The sequence below is a fragment of the Kitasatospora sp. NPDC059722 genome, from assembly GCF_042733235.1.
GTDB lineage: Bacteria > Actinomycetota > Actinomycetes > Streptomycetales > Streptomycetaceae > Kitasatospora.
Genome location: NZ_JBHWGD010000119.1, coordinates 1 through 17602 on the forward strand (window position 1 = coordinate 1; position 17602 = coordinate 17602).

17 protein-coding genes are annotated in these 17602 nt (G+C 74.8%); 7 read left to right on the plus strand and 10 right to left on the minus strand.

All coding sequences use genetic code 11. The features are described 5' to 3' along the window. Nucleotides 1-43 precede the first annotated feature (43 nt). Entirely contained in the window at nt 44-805 is a 762-nt protein-coding gene (locus ACFV4F_RS38420) for a YcnI family protein (RefSeq protein WP_380440748.1), read from the minus strand. Nucleotides 806-988: 183 nt separating this feature from the next. Further along, complete coding sequence (locus ACFV4F_RS38425; protein ID WP_380440747.1) at nt 989-1828, minus strand: hypothetical protein; 840 nt, start codon at nt 1826-1828, stop codon at nt 989-991. A 229-nt stretch (nt 1829-2057) separates the two neighbouring features. Between ACFV4F_RS38425 and ACFV4F_RS38430 the strand changes: the two genes are divergently transcribed. Then, nucleotides 2058-2699, plus strand: a complete 642-nt coding sequence (locus ACFV4F_RS38430; RefSeq protein WP_380440745.1) for an ATP-binding protein — start codon at nt 2058-2060, stop codon at nt 2697-2699. 12 nt (nt 2700-2711) lie between these two features. Here ACFV4F_RS38430 and ACFV4F_RS38435 read toward each other — a convergent pair whose 3' ends face one another. Together ACFV4F_RS38435 and ACFV4F_RS38440 are read right to left on the minus strand one after the other, a co-directional pair. Beyond that, nucleotides 2712-3590 (minus strand): NEW3 domain-containing protein, encoded by an 879-nt coding sequence (locus ACFV4F_RS38435; RefSeq protein ID WP_380509801.1) that lies wholly within the window; start codon nt 3588-3590, stop codon nt 2712-2714. A gap of 95 nt (nt 3591-3685) precedes the next feature. Continuing rightward, nucleotides 3686-4615 carry an LAETG motif-containing sortase-dependent surface protein gene (locus ACFV4F_RS38440; protein ID WP_380509804.1) on the minus strand — a complete coding sequence of 310 codons (930 nt, stop codon included), beginning with the start codon at nt 4613-4615 and terminating at the stop codon, nt 3686-3688. Nucleotides 4616-4846: 231 nt separating this feature from the next. Between ACFV4F_RS38440 and ACFV4F_RS38445 the strand changes: the two genes are divergently transcribed. The 3 genes from ACFV4F_RS38445 (at nt 4847) to ACFV4F_RS38455 (ending at nt 7384) form a co-directional block, all read left to right on the plus strand. Then, nucleotides 4847-5077 (plus strand): hypothetical protein, encoded by a 231-nt coding sequence (locus tag ACFV4F_RS38445; RefSeq protein ID WP_380440739.1) that lies wholly within the window; start codon nt 4847-4849, stop codon nt 5075-5077. 31 nt (nt 5078-5108) lie between these two features. Next, nucleotides 5109-6431 (plus strand): amidase, encoded by a 1323-nt coding sequence (locus ACFV4F_RS38450; protein WP_380509807.1) that lies wholly within the window; start codon nt 5109-5111, stop codon nt 6429-6431. 344 nt (nt 6432-6775) lie between these two features. Beyond that, entirely contained in the window at nt 6776-7384 is a 609-nt protein-coding gene (locus ACFV4F_RS38455) for a TIGR03086 family metal-binding protein (protein WP_380440735.1), read from the plus strand. A gap of 30 nt (nt 7385-7414) precedes the next feature. On the opposite strand, the gene ACFV4F_RS38460 is transcribed toward ACFV4F_RS38455, so the two are convergent. Next, entirely contained in the window at nt 7415-7540 is a 126-nt protein-coding gene (locus tag ACFV4F_RS38460) for a hypothetical protein (RefSeq protein WP_380497141.1), read from the minus strand. A 254-nt stretch (nt 7541-7794) separates the two neighbouring features. On the opposite strand from ACFV4F_RS38460, the gene ACFV4F_RS38465 reads away from it, so the two are divergent. Further along, a complete protein-coding gene (locus ACFV4F_RS38465; protein WP_380440731.1) occupies nt 7795-8616 on the plus strand; it encodes an integrase in 822 nt (273 codons plus the stop codon). A 31-nt stretch (nt 8617-8647) separates the two neighbouring features. Here ACFV4F_RS38465 and ACFV4F_RS38470 read toward each other — a convergent pair whose 3' ends face one another. Together ACFV4F_RS38470 and ACFV4F_RS38475 are read right to left on the minus strand one after the other, a co-directional pair. Continuing rightward, a complete protein-coding gene (locus tag ACFV4F_RS38470; RefSeq protein ID WP_380440729.1) occupies nt 8648-9598 on the minus strand; it encodes a pirin family protein in 951 nt (316 codons plus the stop codon). Nucleotides 9599-9736: 138 nt separating this feature from the next. Beyond that, a complete protein-coding gene (locus ACFV4F_RS38475; protein ID WP_380440727.1) occupies nt 9737-10240 on the minus strand; it encodes an SseB family protein in 504 nt (167 codons plus the stop codon). A 214-nt stretch (nt 10241-10454) separates the two neighbouring features. Between ACFV4F_RS38475 and ACFV4F_RS38480 the strand changes: the two genes are divergently transcribed. Next, entirely contained in the window at nt 10455-12284 is a 1830-nt protein-coding gene (locus ACFV4F_RS38480; protein ID WP_380440725.1) for an acyl-CoA dehydrogenase, read from the plus strand. A gap of 85 nt (nt 12285-12369) precedes the next feature. Here ACFV4F_RS38480 and ACFV4F_RS38485 read toward each other — a convergent pair whose 3' ends face one another. Genes ACFV4F_RS38485 through ACFV4F_RS38495 form a run of 3 tightly spaced genes read right to left on the minus strand, consistent with a single transcriptional unit; the run spans nt 12370 to nt 15880 of the window. After that, a complete protein-coding gene (locus ACFV4F_RS38485; RefSeq protein WP_380509810.1) occupies nt 12370-13620 on the minus strand; it encodes an ABC transporter permease in 1251 nt (416 codons plus the stop codon). Beyond that, nucleotides 13617-14312 carry an ABC transporter ATP-binding protein gene (locus ACFV4F_RS38490; RefSeq protein ID WP_380497145.1) on the minus strand — a complete coding sequence of 232 codons (696 nt, stop codon included), beginning with the start codon at nt 14310-14312 and terminating at the stop codon, nt 13617-13619. Before ACFV4F_RS38490 ends, ACFV4F_RS38485 begins: the two co-directional genes overlap by 4 nt. Beyond that, nucleotides 14309-15880: a peptidoglycan-binding protein gene (locus tag ACFV4F_RS38495; protein WP_380509814.1), complete on the minus strand. Its 1572-nt coding sequence runs from the start codon at nt 15878-15880 to the stop codon at nt 14309-14311. Before ACFV4F_RS38495 ends, ACFV4F_RS38490 begins: the two co-directional genes overlap by 4 nt. Nucleotides 15881-16190: 310 nt before the next feature. Here ACFV4F_RS38495 and ACFV4F_RS38500 point away from each other — a divergent pair, with 310 nt between their 5' ends. After that, nucleotides 16191-17498, plus strand: a complete 1308-nt coding sequence (locus ACFV4F_RS38500; RefSeq protein ID WP_380440717.1) for a M18 family aminopeptidase — start codon at nt 16191-16193, stop codon at nt 17496-17498. Nucleotides 17499-17602 lie beyond the last annotated feature (104 nt).

Genomic DNA, 17602 nt, shown 5'->3' on the forward strand with positions numbered 1-17602 from the left:
GGGCCGCTCCCGGGGTGCGGGAGCGGCCCCGCCGGCGCGGGGGTCAGGAGGCGGTGCCGCTCTTGCGGCGCAGGCCGATCACGCCGACGGCGGTGCCGATCACGCCGACGACGATGCCGACGACGCCGAGCACCCGGGCGGTGGAGTCGCTGCTCTTCTTGTCGCCGTCCGAGGCCTGGGCCTGGTCGGCGCTGTCGCCGTGCCCGTGGCCGCCCGCGGCCGGGGAGGCGGTGGCGGAGACGCCGTGGCCGTCGTCGCCGGCGGCCTTGGTGAGCTTCAGGACGGGCGCGGGGTGGGCCGGCTCGGGCTGGCCGGCCTGGGACTCGTCGATCCAGCGGACGACGTCGCCGTTGTCGTAGGTCTGCAGGGCCTTGAAGGCCATGCTGTCGGCGTCGGACGGCAGCGGGCCGAGCGAGACGCGGAACTCCTGGAACTGCCCGGGGGCGATCTTGGTGCCGGCGTCGGCGGTCCAGGTGATCCTGGAGACGGCCTCGTTGACGTCGGCGCCGTGCACCTTGATCGGCTTGTCGAGCTTGGCCTTCTCGACGGTCGCGGTCCAGCCCGGCATCGGCAGCGTCCGGACCGAGGCGAGCGGGTGGTCCAGCGGGAGGTTGACCTCGAGCTTCACGGTGCTCGCCGAGTCGCTCTCGTTCGGCACCCGGAAGTCGACGGCCGTGTAACCGCCCTGGGCGGCCGAGCCCGGGTTCACGGTGACGTGCGCGAAGGCCGGTCCGGCCAGCACCACGACGGAGGTGGCGGCGACGGCGAGGGCGGCGGCGATGCGGCGGGTGGGAAGGGAACGCATGGGTTCGGGGTCTCCGTTCGGAGCTCGGCGGACCGGCCCGCCGGGATCAGGCCCGGTCGGGGTCCGCGCGTGGGGACGTGTGGGGGTGGAACGGCGCACGGACCGCCGCGACGTGAACGCGGGTGCGGCCCGGCGACCTGCGCACGCCCGGTGCCCGGCAGGAACGGGGCACCAGGGGGCCGGTCAGTACGCGAACACCCCGGCCGGCGGCCCGCGCCGCACCACGCTGTGCCGCAGCACGGCACCCCCGGGCAGCGGGTGCTCCCCGCCCCGGACACCGAACCGGCGGGCCGGGCCCGCCGCCCCGAACAGACCCCGCAGCAGCGCCGCGACCAGCGCGAACGCCGACCGCAGGGGCGCCGCCCAGTGCTCGCGCGCGGCCGTCGCGGCCACCCGCACCAGCCGCCACAGCGCCGCCTCGCCGCGCCGCAGCCACCAGCCGGCCACCAGGGCCGCGGCCAGGTGGCCCGCCAGCATCGCCGGCGTCATGCCGAACACGCCGCCCTGCCACCACGGCACGGCCGGGAACGCGGCCGGGTCCAGCCCGGCCGACGACACCAGCTGCTCGGCCGTCGGACCGCCAGGCAGCCCGGTCAGCGTGCCCGGGTGCGCCTCGTTGCAGATCAGCCGGCCGGCCACCTGCGGCAGGGTCAGCGGGCCGGAAGCGCCGTGGTGCATCCCGGCCATCGACGCGGCGCCGGAGTCGCCGACGAGGGCGCCGAAGCCGTGGAAGAGGCAGTGTAGACCCAGCTGGCCCGCGCCCAGTGCACCGGCGATGGCCGCCAGCGAACGCTCCCGCCCGCCGAACGCCACCGCGAGCACCAGCACCGCCGCGAAGCCCGTCGCGAGGGCGGGCGGGGCGACGTCGCCGCCGCCCGTCAGGGCGTGCCCGGCGGCCGCGATCAGGGTGCAGACGAGGGCGAACGGAACGGCCCTGGCAAGCCGCAGGTCCCAGGCGGCGGCCCCCACCGGCGCGTCCGGTGCGGGGGCGCCCGGGTGCGGGGCGGCGGCGAGGGCAGTCATGGCCGGGCCATCATCTCATCGCCTACCACGCCACCGGGGGCAGGGTGGGAAATGCCTACGAATCCCCCGTCCGGCCGAGGCGCGTGCGCTCGCGTGTGCGCCGCTCGGCACAGACCACCGCGCCAGTCCATCCGCCGAACGGGCGGTCGCGGACCTCCGTCACGGTTCACCGGCGGAACGGCCGGAGATACCTAGTTGTATGTGGAGCCGCAGCCAGGAGGGACCTCCCGTGGACATCTGGTGGACTCTGCACCTCAAGCGCGACCCGGCCAGCGTCCCGCTGGCCCGGCGCATCCTGCTCGGTGCCATGGCGACGGCGGGCGTCGACCCGCAGATCGCCGACGACCTCGGCGTCGCGCTCAGCGAGGCCTGCGCCAACGCCGTCGAGCACGGCGCCGGCGGGCGGCCCGACGAGGGCTTCCAGGTCACCGCGTCGATCTGCGGCGACCGCCTGCGGATCGAGGTCACCGACTCCGGCCCGGGCCTGCCCGCGCCGACCGCGGCCCCCTCGCCGCTGCCCCGGCGCCGCCCGCCGGCCCCGCCCCAGGCGCAGGCCCACCCGGCCCCGCGCCGCTCCCGCCGCGGTCGCGCGACCGTCCCCGCCCGGGTGCTGACCGGGCACCGCCCGCGCCGCGACGGCCGCCCCTACGACACCCACGTCCTGCCCTGTCGCCCCCAGCCCCCGACGCTGCGTCCGGTGGACCTCGACACCCTCCCCGACCTCACCGCCGAATCCGGCCGGGGCCTCTTCCTCATCCACGCGCTCACCGACCACGTCCAGCTCCGCAACCACCCCCTGCGGGGGGCGATCGTGAGCTTCGACAAGATCCTCAAGTGGCAGGACGGCGCGCTGCTCCAGGCGGCGTCGTAGTCGCCCCCCGGATCAGTCCTCTTCGACCGCGGTGGTGCGGCGGCGGGTGAGCAGCAGGAGGGCGGCGCCCAGCGCGATGGTGGCGGCGCCGGTGACCGCGATGGGGGTGGAGCCGGTGCCGCCGCCGGTGTCGGCGAGCCGGTCGGCGGTGCGGGCGGGGCTCGGTGCGGCGGCCGGGGCGGTGGCGCCGGAGGCGCCGGCCGGGGCGTGGTCGGTCACCGTGAAGGTGCCGCCGGTGCTCGCGGTCAGCTGGGGGCAGGTGTACTTCTTCGCCGGGGCCGAACCGATCGGCAGCACCTCGGACCTGGCCGCGAACGCGAAGCGGTAGTCCCCGGGCGCCGCGCCCGCTCCGGCCGTCACCCGCACCTGGAGGGTCAGCTTCTGGCCGTGCTCGATCCCGTAGGTGCCGGTGTTCGTCCCCGTGAGCGGCTTCCAGTCGCCGCCGGGCGCGCGCAGCTTGACGTCGAGCCCGGTGGCCGCGCCGTCCTTGCCGGCCAGCGTGAAGGTCGTGGCCAGCTCGCGGACCGTGGCGCTGCTGGTGTTGTCGAAGGTCACCGAGAGCTCGCCGGGTGCTCCGCCGGTCACCACGGCGCCGCCGGCCGGGCCGGCGGCGGTGGCCGGCATCGGGGCGGCCATCGGGCCCTCGGGGCAGTTGTAGGGCCACGGCGAGCCGGTGGCCGTCGGGGTCACGGCGGCGGTGGGCGTGCCGGTCGCGGTGGGCGTCGCCGCCGCAGTGGTGGCGGGCGCGGTCGGTTCCCCGGTGGCCGGGGCGGTCGGGCCCGCCGAGGTCGTGGGGGCCGGGTCGGCGAGGGCCGGGGCGGCGCCGGCGGCGACCGTGCCGGTGGTGAGCACGAGCAGGGCGCAGGCGGCGGGCAACCGGGGGGAACGCATGGTCGGGGCTCCAGCGGTGGGGTCGGGTGTCGCTACTCCGGCTGGGAAGACCACCGGGGGGCGGGAACGGTTGTCCCCGCCCCCCGGTGAATTGGTCAGCTGTTCGTGCCGGCCTTGCGACGGCGCAGGAAGAACAGGGTGCCGGCGCCCGCGACGAGCACCGCGGCACCGCCGACGGCGATCGGCAGGGTGGTGGACGAGGCACCGGTCTCGGCCAGGTGCGGGCCCGCGGCGGCCGGGGCGGACGGCGACGCGGAGGCGGCGGTGGCCGGGGTGGCCGGGGCGGCGGTGGCCGGGGCGGTGGCGGCACCCGCCTCGGCGACCTGGAAGTTGCCCTCGAAGTCGGCGAGGAACTGGGTGCAGGCGTTCGGCTTGGTGTTGGCCGGGGTGGGGACCTTGTCGTTGTCGAACGCGTCCGAGCCGGCCTCGTAGTTGCCGCCGTACTTGCCGGCCGGGGCCTTGGCGTTGGCGGCGATCCGCAGCTGGACGGTGAACTTCTCGCCCTTGGCCAGCTTGAAGTCCTGCATCTGCAGGACGCGGTCCTTGTCGGTCAGCTGCTTCCAGCCGCCGGCGGTCTTCAGCTGGACGGTGAAGAACTCCGGGCTCCAGTCGACCGGGCGCTCCTGCATCTCGTCGGTGAGGTAGAGCGAGTTGTGAACGACCGGCAGGTCGACGCCGCTGTTGTTCTCCCAGGTCAGGCTGACCTCGGCGGCCGGGCCGCCCTTGACCAGGGTGGTGCCGTACAGGCCGGTGCCGGTGACCTTGAGGAGCCCGCTCTGGTAGACGCCGCCGTTGCAGCGGTCGCTGTTGGTCGGCGTCGGGTTGGGCAGGCCGGTCGGCTTGGTGGTCGGCGCGCCCGTGGGGGCGGTCGGCGCCGGGGTGCCCGGGGTGGCCGTCGAGGTGGAGGTCTCGGTGGCGGTCGGGGTCGGCGTGATGCCGACGGCGCTCGCGGTGGCGGTGCCAACCGTGGCGCCGAGCGAGAGCGCCACGAGGGTGGACGCGGCCAGGAGGCGGGAAGAGCGCACGGTCAATGCTCCAGCTTTGGGTGAATTCTGTCCGTTTTCAGGCGACTTGGGGCGGCGACGGCGGGGCGTCGGCGGTGGTCGCGCCCGCGAACCATACCGGCCGGTGGTGGCCTGATCTCGATCAGGGGCTGTCGAAATACGATCGATATAAAGGGACGCTCGGTGCGGCCCGTGGTCCGGCCCGGGTCCGCCCCGGTTGCCGGGCCGTTCGGGGGGTCGGACGATGGGGGCATGATGCACCAGATGCGAGCCGAGTACGGCGCCGGCGGTCCGTCGGACGGGGTGCGGCTGTGGCACGTGGTCCGGGGTGCCGAGCAGGTCGCGATGTGCGGCCGGGAGCTGGAGGCGGGGGCGCCGGTCCGGGACGCGGTGGACTGGGGGAAGACCCCCGAACTCTGCTGCCACACCTGCGGGGCGTACTTCCTGCGCGAGTCGCCGTACCTGGGCGCCGAGCACCAGTAGCGCCCCCGGCGCGCGGGCTACCGTGATCGGCATGGAGGAACCCCTTGTCCGGCCCCGGTCGCTGACCCGCGAGGCCGCCGAACTGCGCGCCGGTGACCCGCCGTTGACCGAGTACGTCGAGCGGCTGTGCGCCCGCGTCGAGCGCATCGACCCGCTGATCCACGCCTTCGTCCCCGAGCCGGGGCGCCACCACCGGCTGCACGAGGAGGCCCGCGCGCTGGCCCGCAGGTACCCCGGGCCGGCCGGGCGGCCGCCGCTGTACGGGGTGGCGGTCGGGATCAAGGACATCATCCACGTGGACGGCCTGCCCACCCACGCCGGATCCGCCCTGCCGCCGGGCGTGCTCGCCGGGCCGCAGGCCGTCGTCGTGGACCGGCTGCGGGCGGCCGGGGCGCTCGTGGCGGGCAAGACGGCGACGGCCGAGTTCGCGGCCACCGCGCCGGGGCCGACCCGCAATCCGCACCACCCGGACCACACCCCGGGCGGGTCGAGCAGCGGTTCGGCGGCGGCGGTCGCGGCCGGGCTGGTGACGCTCGCGGTCGGGACGCAGACGGTCGGCTCGGTGATCCGGCCCGCCGCGTACTGCGGGGTGGTGGGCTTCCGGCCGACGTACGGGCGGATCCCGATGACGGGGGTGATCCCGAACGCGCCGTCCTTCGACACGCTGGGCGTGTTCGCCGCGGACGTGGCCGGGGCGGCCCTGGCGGCCGGACTGCTCTGCGACGGCTGGGAGCGGGCCGGGGCGGGCGCCGTCCGGAGGCCGCCGGTGCTCGGCGTGCCGGACCGCCGGTACCTGGAGCGGGCCGACGCGGAGGCGCTGCGGGCGTACGACGCGCAGGTGGAGCGCTTCGAGGCGGCCGGGATGACGGTGCGGCGGCTGGGCTTCGGGATCGGGTTCGAGGAGATCGTCCGGCAGTTGCAGACGGTCAACCGCTTCGAGCTGGCCCGCAGCCACGCCGACTGGTTCGCCCGCTTCGGCTCCCTCTACCGCCCGGAGACGGTCGCGAGCATCCGGCAGGGCCAGGCCGTCGCGCCGGAGGACCACGAGGCCGCGCTGCGGGCGCGCGAGCACCTGCGCGAGCTGGTCGCCGGGTCGATGCGCGAGCACGCGGTGGACCTCTGGCTGGCGCCGTCCGCCACCGGCGGGGCGCCGAAGGGCCTGCACGGCACGGGGGACGGGGTGATGTCGCTGCCGTGGAGCCACCTGGGCCTGCCCGCCGTGAGCCTGCCCGCCGGACGGACGGCGGACGGGCTGCCGCTGGGCCTCCAACTCGTCGGCGCGGCAGGGCGGGACGAATCCCTGCTGTCCTTCGCCGCCTTCCTGGAAACGGAGTTGGCGAAGCGCCCGCTCTAGGGGGTGTCGGCTGGTCCGGGCCTCAATGCCGCAGTGGAACGGGGCTTGACGCATCGTCTGGAGTGCGAGCCGTTCGCCGGAGTCGAGAACCCGTGGCAGCTCGCCTCGACGCCGCTCACCGTCCGGGAAGAGTCCGAAAGAGATCGACGCCCGGATCCCCGTCGTGCACGATGAGGGCGACACCGCGGTCGGCCCGGACCACGCCCACCGGCTCAAGGCCGCCCACGGCGGCCGCCCCGGCCTGCTGCTCACCCGGGGCCGGGCCACCGCAGGATCGTCACCGAACCCACCGTCATCGACCAAGCCGTCGGCTGCGTGGCCGCCGGCCAGGAGAGTGCGATCCGATGGAACTGACAGCGCTGTACGCCCGCTCGGTGGAACTGGCCGCCGAGGTCGTCGACACCGTCACGCCGGAGCACCTGGAGCTGGCGACCCCGTGCGGGGACTGGAACCTGCGCCGGCTGATGGAACACGTGGTCGGCCAGCACCAGGGCTTCGCCGCCGCCGCGCGCGGCGCCGGGCCGGACCTCGCGCTGTGGGCCGACGCCCCGGTGGGCGACGACCCGGCTGGCGCCTTCCGGCGCACGGCGGAGGACCTCAAGGCGGCGTTCGCCGAGGCCGCCGCGGCGGACCGCAAGCTGTGGCTGCCCGAGATCCGCGACGGCGGCCCGTTCCCGCTGGAGCTGGCGGTGGGCTTCCAGCTCGTCGACACGCTGGTGCACGGCTGGGACGTCGCGGCCGCCCTCGGCGCGCCGTCCGGCCTCGCCGCGGCCGTCGACGCCGACCCGGTGCTGGCCGGGGCGCTGGTGTCGGTGTCCGAGCTGGTCCCGGCCGGGCCGGAGAGCCGCGGGCCGGACCGCGCGTTCCGCGAGCGCCTCCGGCAGGACGGCGCCCACGGGCCGTTCGAGCGCGCGCTGGCGCTGCTCGGCCGCGACCCGGCCTGGACGCCCTGAGCCGGCGGGGCCCCGGACCCCGCCGGGCGGTCAGCCGCGCGGCCGCTCGGGCCCGCGCTCCTCGTCGGGGAAGCGCGGCCCGCCGATCAGGAAGAGCAGTGCGGCGGTCGGGAAGCCGAGCCCGGCCGCCAGCACCACGATGAACTGCCAGAACATGTCCCGCTCCTCGTCGATCGGGAGCCGTCGGGGGCGGGGCCGCCGGAACCGTCAGTCCCGGGTGCGGCCCGCCACCCGAAGGTGGACCGCAAACCCGACCGGCCCTGATTGGCCGAATTGTCCACTCGGTATCCGACGGTATGGCCGGATTGCCCCGGCTGCCACCGGACGCCGGTCACCCCGAGGGCCCCGGCTCGCGCCACACCGGCGCAAGGGTCTGGGCGCGGGCCGGGGGAGGCGGCCACACTGTCGGGATGCAGCTACAGCTCGCAGGGGAAGCACGGCGGCCCGGCCGCGAGAGCGAGGACTTCGCGGCGGCTTCGCCGGAAGCGCTGGTACTGCTGGACGGTGCGAGCTCACCGGCCGGCCTGGAGTCCGGCTGCCGGCACGGGACGGCCTGGTACGTCCGCCGGCTGGGCGTGCACCTGCTCGCCCGGCTCACCGACCGGGTGGACCGCTCGATCGCCGAGTGCCTGGCCGACGCCATCGTCGAGACGGCCGCGCTGCACGGCGGCCGGTGCGACCTGGCCCACCCGAACACGCCCGCCGCGATGGTCGTCGCCGCGCGGCGGCACGGCGAGTCGCTGGAGTACCTGGTGCTCGGCGACTCGCTGCTGGTGCTGGAGTTCAAGGACGGCCCGCCGCGGGTGATCGGGGACAACCAGCGCTTCCCCGGCGGCGAGGGCCTGCGCCGGCAGATCTGGCAGACCGTGCCCGGCTCCACCGAGCGGGCCGCGCTGCACATGGAGTACGCGCTCGCCGTCCGCGCCGCGCGCAACACCGGGAACGGCCCGTGGATCGCCGCGGCCAGCCCGCGCGCGGCCGGGCACGCCGAGACGGGCTTCGTCCGGCTGGAGCGCCTGCGGGCGCTGGCGGCGCTGACCGACGGCGCCTCGCGCTACACCGAGCGCTTCGGCCTGGGCAGCTGGGCGGACGCCCTGCGGCTGCTCGCCGAGTCGGGACCGGGGGAGCTGATCGCCCAGGTCCGCGAGGTCGAGCGGGCGGACGCCGCGTGCGAGCGGTGGCCGCGCGGCAAGGCGCAGGACGACGCCTCGGCCGTCTACGCGCTGCTGTAGGCGACCGAGGCGTCCGGGTCCGCGGGTCCGGTCAGTCGACCGGGTGGCCGAAGCTGCCGGACTGGAAGTCCCGCATGGCCTGCTCCAGCTCGCGGTGGCTGTTCATGACGAACGGCCCGTACCAGGCGACCGGCTCCCGGATCGGCTGCCCGCCCAGGAGGATGACGTCCAGGTTGGGGTGCCGGGAGTCCTGCTTGGCGTCGGCGGCGATGGTGATCGTGTCGCCCTCGCCGAACACCGCGGCCTGTCCGCTGCGGATCGGCCGGCGCTCGGCGCCGATCGTGCCGTCGCCGTTCAGGACGTACGCCAGCGCGTTGAAGTCCTGCTTCCACGGCAGGGTGACCTGAGCGCCCGGGGTGACGGTGGCGTGCAGCAGGGTGATCGGGGTGTGGGTGACGCCCGGCCCCTGGTACCCGCCCAGCTCGCCCGCGATCAGCCGCAGGATCGAGCCGCCGTCCGGGGTGGAGAGCAGCTTGACGTGGCCGCCGTGGATGTCCTGGTAGCGCGGGGCGGTCATCTTGTCGGACGCCGGGAGGTTGACCCACAGCTGGATGCCGTGGAACAGGCCGCCGGACAGCACCAGCGACTCCGGCGGGGTCTCGATGTGCAGGATGCCGGAGCCGGCCGTCATCCACTGGGTGTCGCCGCCGCCGAGGTGGCCGCCGCCGCCGTGCGAGTCCTTGTGGATGAACTCGCCGTCGATCAGGTAGGTGACCGTCTCGAAGCCGCGGTGCGGGTGCCAGGGCGTGCCCTTGGGCTCGCCGGCGGCGTACTCCACCTCGCCCATCTGGTCCATCATGATGAACGGGTCGAGGTACTTGGTGTTGATCTTGGCGAAGGCGCGGCGCACCGGGAAGCCCTCGCCCTCGAAGCCCTCGGGCGCGGTGACCACGGTGAGGACGGGCCGTGCACTGGTGGCGGCGGGGTCGGGGGTGGCGACGCGCGGGAGGGTCAGCGGGTTCTCGACGGTCACGGCGGGCATGTCGGCCTCCTTCGGGGGGTTCCTCTGGCCTACGTCCACGAGAGTAGTTCAATTCTCAACAAGTAGCAAGTTGAAAGTTGAACTATGTGGGTGCGGCGGGGTTCGGCTCCTGCTTCGGACGTCCCGCTCCAGGCTGTCTCAGCCGTACATGCGGCGCATGGTGAAGTCCACCATCTGCTCCACGGCCTTCGCGTCGAAGACCATCCGGTGCTCGCCCTCCATGTCCAGTGCGAAGCCGTAGCCGGTCGGCAGGAGGTCCAGGACCTCGGCGCCGGTCACGGTGAAGTGCTTGGAGTCCTTGCCGGCGTAGCGGCGCAGCTCCTTCAGCGAGCTGAACATCGGGATCACCGGCGTGGGCGTGTTGTGCAGCGCCAGGAAGCCGGGGCGCTCACCGCGCGGGCAGTGCACCTTGGAGGTGATGAAGATGGCCTGGAAGTCCTCGACGGCCATCGACCCGGTGGTGAAGGCCCGGACGGCGTCCGCGAGGGACGGCGGGGACGGTTCCGGGTAGAGCGACTGCTGGGACGCCTGGGACTGCGCGCCGTAGGCGTCGGCGCCGGGCATGCCGTTCATGCCCGGCTGCGGACCCGCCTGCTGCTGGTAGGGGTCGCCCGGGTATGCGTTCTGGTCATATCCGTACACACGGACAGGCTAGCGGGAGCGCACCCGCCCGTGCTGGCGTCGATCCTGACAAGGAGTCGTCGTCCCGCCTTGTGGGACGTGACCACGTTCATAGCGGATTCACCGCCGGGGGCTTGCCCAAGTTACCGCTGGGTAGCATCATGATGCCTACTGGTGGGTACGGGACGCCCGAACGCGGCGGTCACCCGGAAGCGACGAACCGGAGAAAACGGCCATGGGTCACTACAAGTCCAACCTGCGGGACGTGGAGTTCAACCTCTTCGAGGTGTTCGGCCGCGACCAGGTGTACGGCACCGGACCGTTCGCCGACATGGACGTCGAGACCGCGAAGAACATCCTGAGCGAGATCGCGCGCCTCGCCGAGAACGACCTCGCCGCGTCCTTCGTCGACGCCGACCGCAACCCGCCGGTCTTCGACCCGGAGACCAACACCGCCCCGGTCCCGGCCACGTTCAAGAAGAGCTACCAGACCTTCATGGACGCCGAGTGGTGGCGCCTGGGCATCCCGGAGTCCATCGGCGGCCAGGTCACCCCGAACTCGCTGATCTGGGCCTTCGCCGAGCAGATCCTGGGCTCGAACCCGGCCATCTGGATGTACTCCTCCGGCCCGGCCTTCGCCGGCGTCATCGCCGAGGAGGGCACCGAGGAGCAGCTGGAGGTCGCCAAGCGGATGACCGACCGCCTGTGGGGCTCCACCATGGTCCTCACCGAGCCCGACGCGGGCTCCGACGTGGGCGCCGGCCGCACGAAGGCGATCCGGCAGGAGGACGGCTCCTGGCACATCGAGGGCGTCAAGCGCTTCATCACCTCGGGCGAGCACGACATGTCCGAGAACATCATCCACATGGTGCTGGCCCGCCCCGAGGGCGGTAAGCCGGGCACCAAGGGCCTCGGTCTGTTCATCGTCCCGAAGTTCGACTTCGACTGGGAGACCGGCGAGCTCGGCGAGCGCAACGGCGTCTACGCCACCAACGTCGAGCACAAGATGGGCCTCAAGGCCTCGAACACCTGCGAGATGACCTTCGGTGCCAAGCACCCGGCCAAGGGCTGGCTGCTCGGCGAGAAGGTCGACGGCATCCGCCAGATGTTCAAGATCATCGAGTTCGCCCGCATGATGGTCGGCACGAAGGCCATCGCCACCCTCTCCACCGGCTACCTGAACGCCCTGGAGTACGCCAAGGAGCGCGTGCAGGGCGCCGACATCTCGCAGTTCCTGGACAAGACCGCCCCGCGCGTCACCATCACCCACCACCCGGACGTGCGCCGCTCGCTGCTGACCCAGAAGGCCTACGCCGAGGGCATGCGTGCGTTGGTCCTGTTCACCGCGTCCACCCAGGACGACATGATGGCCGCCAAGCTGCGCGGTGAGCACGACGAGGCCGCCGAGCGCCTGAACGACCTGCTCCTGCCGATCGTCAAGGGCTACGGCTCGGAGAAGTCCTACGAGCAGCTCGCCCAGTCCCTGCAGACCTTCGGTGGCTCCGGCTACCTGCAGGAGTACCCGATCGAGCAGTACATCCGCGACGCCAAGATCGACACCCTCTACGAGGGCACCACGGCGATCCAGGGCCAGGACTTCTTCTTCCGCAAGATCGTCAAGGACGGCGGCCAGGCCCTCACCGCGCTGTCCGAGCAGATCCAGAAGTTCCTCGCCTCGGCCGAGGGCGGCGACGCCCTGGCCGCCGAGCGCGAGCTGCTCGCCAAGGCCGCCGGCGACCTGGAGGGCATCGTCGGCAAGCTGCTGGCCGACCTCTCCTCGGTCGAGCAGGACGTCAAGAACATGTACAAGGTGGGCCTCAACACCACCCGCCTGCTGATGGTCTCCGGCGACGTCGTGGTCGGCTGGCTGCTGCTGCGCCAGGCCGCGGTGGCCCTGGCCAAGCTGGAGGCCGGCGCCTCGGAGAAGGACGTCCCGTTCTACCAGGGCAAGGTCGCGGCGGCCCGCTTCTTCGCCAAGAACGTCCTGCCGACCGTCGCCCCGCAGCGCCTGATCGCCGAGGGCATCGACAACGAGATCATGGACCTGGCGGAGGAGGCCTTCTAAGGCCCTCGCGCTACCCGAACCACCTGGCGAAACCCTCATGGCGAAGGGCCCGACCCACTCGGTCGGGCCCTTCGCCATTCCCCGCTCACCCGCTCCGCAGGGCCTTCAGCGGGTCCGTGCGGGCCGCCCGGAGCGCCGGGTACAGGCCGGCCAGGAGACCCACCAGCGTGCCGATCAGCGGGGCCGGCAGGGTGGCGGCGGGCTGGAGCACGGCGGTCCAGCCGCGGGCGGCGGCGACCCCGACCACCGTCACCACGCCGAGGCTCGTGCCGACCAGGCCGCCCAGGGTGCCCAGCGCGGTCGACTCGGTGAGGAACTGGGCCGCGACGTGGCCGGTGCGCGCGCCCAGCGAGCGGCGCAGCCCGATCTCCTCCGTCCGCTCCAGCACGGCCACCAGCGTCGTGTTGGCGATGCCGACCGCGCCGACCAGCAGGCAGATCCCGGCCAGGCCCAGGAACAGGCCGGTCAGGTCGGAGGTCACGCCGTCCCGCAGGCCGTGCGGGTCCGGCGGCGGCACGACGGTGAACGCCTGCGGGGCGTCCGGCCGCAGGGCGAGCGGGATCTGCGCGGCCACCACCGGCGCCGCGCCGACCCTGGTCGCCACCAGGGCCTGGACGCCGCGGTCCGGCTGCGGGGCCGGGTCGCCGTAGCGCTCCAGCGCCGTACTGGCGGGGATCACCAGGCCGAGCAGGGCGCCCGGCTGCCGCCGGACGTCCGCGTAGACGCCGATCACCGTGTACGGGACGGCGTCGATGAACACCGCGGGCCGGGCGTCCAGCCGGCTCACCCCGAGGCGCCGCGCCGCGGCCTCGCTCAGCAGCACCACCGGCTGCGCCGTCCGCTGGACGAACGGGTCCATGGTGACGCCGGCCGTCAGCGTCGGCTCCATCGCGGCGACGGCGCCCGGCGTGGCCGCGAACACGGACAGGCCGGCGCCCTCGTCCGGGCCGTCCGGGCGGGCGGAGACCGCCGGGGCGCCGGGGAGCGGCCACCAGACGCCGCCGGCCCGGACGCCGTCGATCGCGGCGAGGCGCCGGTCGGTGTCCGCGGGGAAGTCGCTCGGCGGGTTGGTGCCGGGGGCGGCGCCGTCGGTGCGCGGGTGGCCGGTCACCGTGACGGTGGTCGCCGCGGTCAGGCTGAACCGGGCGCCGATCTGGCCGGCGGCCGTCGCGGTGAGGCCGAGCACGGCGACGAACGCGCCGATGCCCAGCACGGTGCCCAGCATCGTCAGCGCCGAGCGGGCGGGGCGCTGCAGGACGCCGGCGAGCGCCTCGGCGAGGAGGTCGCGCGGGCTCAGCCGGGAGGGCGGCCCGGGCAGTGCGGGGCGGCGCCTCACGGGGCCGCCGCCCCGGCCTCGGCCAGCACGCCGTCGCGGATGGCCACCCGGCGGTCGGCGCGCGCGGCGACGGCCGGGTCGTGGGTGATCACCACCAGCGTGTAGCCCTGGGCGTGCAGGGCGTCGAACCGCTCCAGGACGGTCTCCGTGCCGGCCGAGTCCAGGTTCCCGGTCGGCTCGTCGCACAGCAGCAGGCTCGGCCGGTTCACCAGGGCGCGGGCGATCGCCACCCGCTGGCGCTCGCCGCCGGACATCGTGCCGGGCAGCGCCTCCGTGCGGTGGCCGAGCCCGACCAGGCGCAGCGCCTCCAGGGCGGCGGCGCGGCGGGCCCGCGGCGGGGTGCGGTTGTAGACCTGGGCGAGGGCGACGTTCTCCGCCGCGGTGCGGTGCGCCAGCAGGTGGAAGGACTGGAAGACGAAGCCGATCCGGCGCCCGCGCAGCGTCGAGCGGTCCCGGTCGCGCAGGCCGCCGGTGTCGATGCCGTCCAGCTCGTAGCGGCCGGTGGTGGGGGTGTCGAGCAGGCCGAGCAGGTGCAGCAGCGTGGACTTGCCGGAGCCGGACGGGCCGGTGACGGCGAGGTACTCGCCGCGGCGGACGGTCAGGTCGCAGGGGCGCAGGGCGACCACCGGCGGGTGGCCGGGGTGGGTGCGGCCCACGCCGGAGAGGGCGATGACCGGGGGCCCGGGGGTCACTTCCCGACCACCACCCGGTCGCCGGGGCGCAGTCCGGCGCCGTCCGCCGGGGTCACGGCCACCATGCCGTCGGCGGAGACGCCGGTGCTCACGGGGACGGTGGTCCGGGTGCCGGCCGCGTCGACCCTGGTGACGGACGTCCGTCCGGCGGCGTCGGTCGAGACGGCGGCCACCGGGACGGCGGTGACGGGGGCGCTCGCCGCGTCCCGGCGGATCGTGAGGCGGACGTTCTTCCCGTTCAGGGCGGGTGGGACCGGGCCGCTCGGGGTGATCGTGACGGGGACGTAACTCGGCGTGCCGGCCGCGTTGTTGGGTGGTGCCCCGGCGGCGCCGCCCGTCGCGCCGCCGGCCGCGCCCGGCCCGCCCGGGGGTGCGCCGCCGGGTGCCGCCGCTCCGCCGCCGAGGGTGATCACCCTGCCGGCCGGGGGCGTGGTCGTCGGGGCGCCGACCTCGGTGACCGTGCCGGACACGGTGGTGCCGGTGTCCTCGGCGAGGATCTCCGCGGCCATGCCCGGCTTGACGCCCGCCGCCTGGCCCGGTGTCAGCTGGCCGGTGACGTCCAGGCCGCCGCTGGTCAGCGACAGCAGCGTGCCGGCGGCGGGCGAGCCCACCGACCCGTTGACGGCGGTGACGGCGGCCGGGAGCACGGGCAGGAACAGCACGTGGGCGGCGGGCACCATCGGGCCGTTCACCGCCCTGGCCTTCTCCAGTGCGACCTGGTCGGCGGCCAACTGCTTCCTGGCGGCGGCCAGTTGCTGGTCGATGTCGATGTCGATGTCGATGTCGGTGCCGGGGCCCGGTGCCGGGGGTGCCGGCGGTGTGGCGGGTGTGGCGGCCGGGGCGGGGGCGGGTGCCCGGGTGGCGCCGGCCCGTTTCCGCGCGGTGAGGCCGTCCACCGTCCGGCGGTCGGCGTCCACCGCCTTCTGCGCCGTGTCCACAGCCTGCTGGGTTGTGGCGCCGGTGGTCGGCACCGGGTAGCCGAGCCCGCGGTAGAACGCCGTCACCGCCGCCGCCGTCCCCGGGCCGAACGTCCCCTTGTCGTCGTCGCCGATCGGGTGCCCCAACCCCGACAGCGCGTCCTGGAGTTCGGCGACGTCCGGGCCGGTGGCGCCCGGCTTGACGTCCCGGTACGCGGGCACCGGCCCCGGCAGCGCGAACAGCGGCTGCCCGGACACCTCCGCGAGCAGCCGACCCGCCGCCGCGGTGTCCCCGGTCCTGACCCCGAGCTTCGACACGAACAGCCGGGTGATCTCCGGCGACGCGGCCGACGGCACCACGTCGTACTGCGCCGGCGGGTACACCACCGCCCGCGCCGTCACCGACCTCGTCAGCACCTGGCTCACCACGGGCGCGGTGAGCAGGCTCTCCGGCGGCGGCGCCGTCCGGGCCGCGCGCTCGGCCGGCGACTTCACGAACGCCGCGGCCCCCAGCCCGCCGACCGCCACCAGCGCCGCCGCCACCGCCACCCCCACCAGCACCCGCCTGCGCCGGGCACCCCGGGACGGCCCGGCCGGTGGATCGGCGACCTCGTCGTCGGCGCCCCCGGCGGTCATCGTCGTTGCGGTCAACGCGCCCCTCCCCACGGTGACTTCACTGCACCGAAGTATCGTCGACCGGACGCCGCCGCGGTCCGGAACCGGCCGCCCGGCCCGTCCGTCGCGCCACCGCCGGCGCCCGCGGCCCCCGGCGGGCGGATGACCGTCTGCGACCAGGGGCGTTCACTGGGTGAAAGGTGCTGGGGGCGACGGTACTTCACGGTTGTGTCTGTGTTTCGCATCCGTTGTGAGGTTGCGAGTGCCCTGTCCGTGTACGGGCATATGCTCAGGGTGCGAAGCCGACCCCCATTCGGCTCCGACCCTCCATCGACTCAGGAGCAGTATGTCGCCCGCCGCCCGACAGGCGTTCTTCGACCGGACGCACACCGATGATCTGATCGCGTTCCTCGGAACCTCGCCTTCCCCGTACCACGCGGTCGCGAGCGCCGCCGAGCGGCTGGAGAAGGCGGGCTTCCGGCAGGTCGCCGAGACGGACGCGTGGGACGCCGCGGCCGGTGGGCGCTACGTCATCCGCGGCGGCGCGCTCATCGCCTGGTACCTGCCCGAGGGCGCCGGGCCCGAGACGCCCTTCCGCGTGGTCGGGACGCACACCGACTCGCCGAACCTGCGGGTCAAGCCGGTGCCGGACACCGGCTCGGCCGGCTGGCGGCAGGTCGCGGTGGAGATCTACGGCGGCGTCCCGCTGAACACCTGGCTCGACCGGGACCTCGGCCTGTCCGGCCGGCTGGCCCTGAAGGACGGCAGCTGGCGCCTGGTGCAGCTGGACGAGCCGCTGCTGCGCGTGCCGCAGCTGGCGATCCACCTGGACCGCCAGGTCAACGACGGCATGAAGCTCGACAAGCAGCGCCACCTCACCCCGATCTGGGGCCTCGGCCCGGTCGACGAGGGCGGCCTGATCTCCTACGTCGCCCAGCGGGCCGGCCTGGAGCCGGCCGACGTGGTCGGCTGGGACCTCATGACGCACGACGTGCAGCCCGCCTCCTACCTCGGCCGCGACCGCGAGCTGCTGGCCGGCCCGCGCCTGGACAACCTGCTGTCCGTGCACGCGGCGACCGCGGCGCTCGCCGCCGTCGCCACCGCCGAGGGCGCCGCCGACCTGCCGTACATTCCGGTGCTGGCCGCCTTCGACCACGAGGAGACCGGCAGCGAGTCGGACACCGGCGCGCAGAGCCCGCTGCTCGGCAACGTCCTGGACCGCACCGTCTACGCGCGCGGCGGCTCCCCGGAGGACCGCGCCCGGGCGCTGGCCGGCACCGTCTGCCTCTCCTCGGACATGGGCCACGCGATCCACCCGAACTACACCGAGCGGCACGAGCCGGGCCACCACCCGATGCCGAACGGCGGCCCGATCCTCAAGGTCAACGTCAACAACCGCTACGCGACCGACGGCGTCGGCCGGGCCGTGTTCGCGGCGGCCTGCGAGCGGGCCGGCGTGCCGTGGCAGTCGTTCGTCTCCAACAACGCCATGCCCTGCGGCACGACGATCGGCCCGATCACCGCGGCCCGCCTCGGCATCAGGACGGTCGACTGCGGCATCGCGGCGCTGTCCATGCACTCGGCGCGCGAGCTGTGCGGCGCGGACGACCCGTACCTGCTGGCCGGCGCGATCAAGGCCTTCCTGGAGGGCTGACGCGCCCGGACGTGCGGAAGGGGTTGTGGGGGGGGGGGTGGGGGCGGGGGGCGGGGGGGGGGGAGGACGACACAAACCCCCGCCGCCCCAGAACCGCAGGGCCG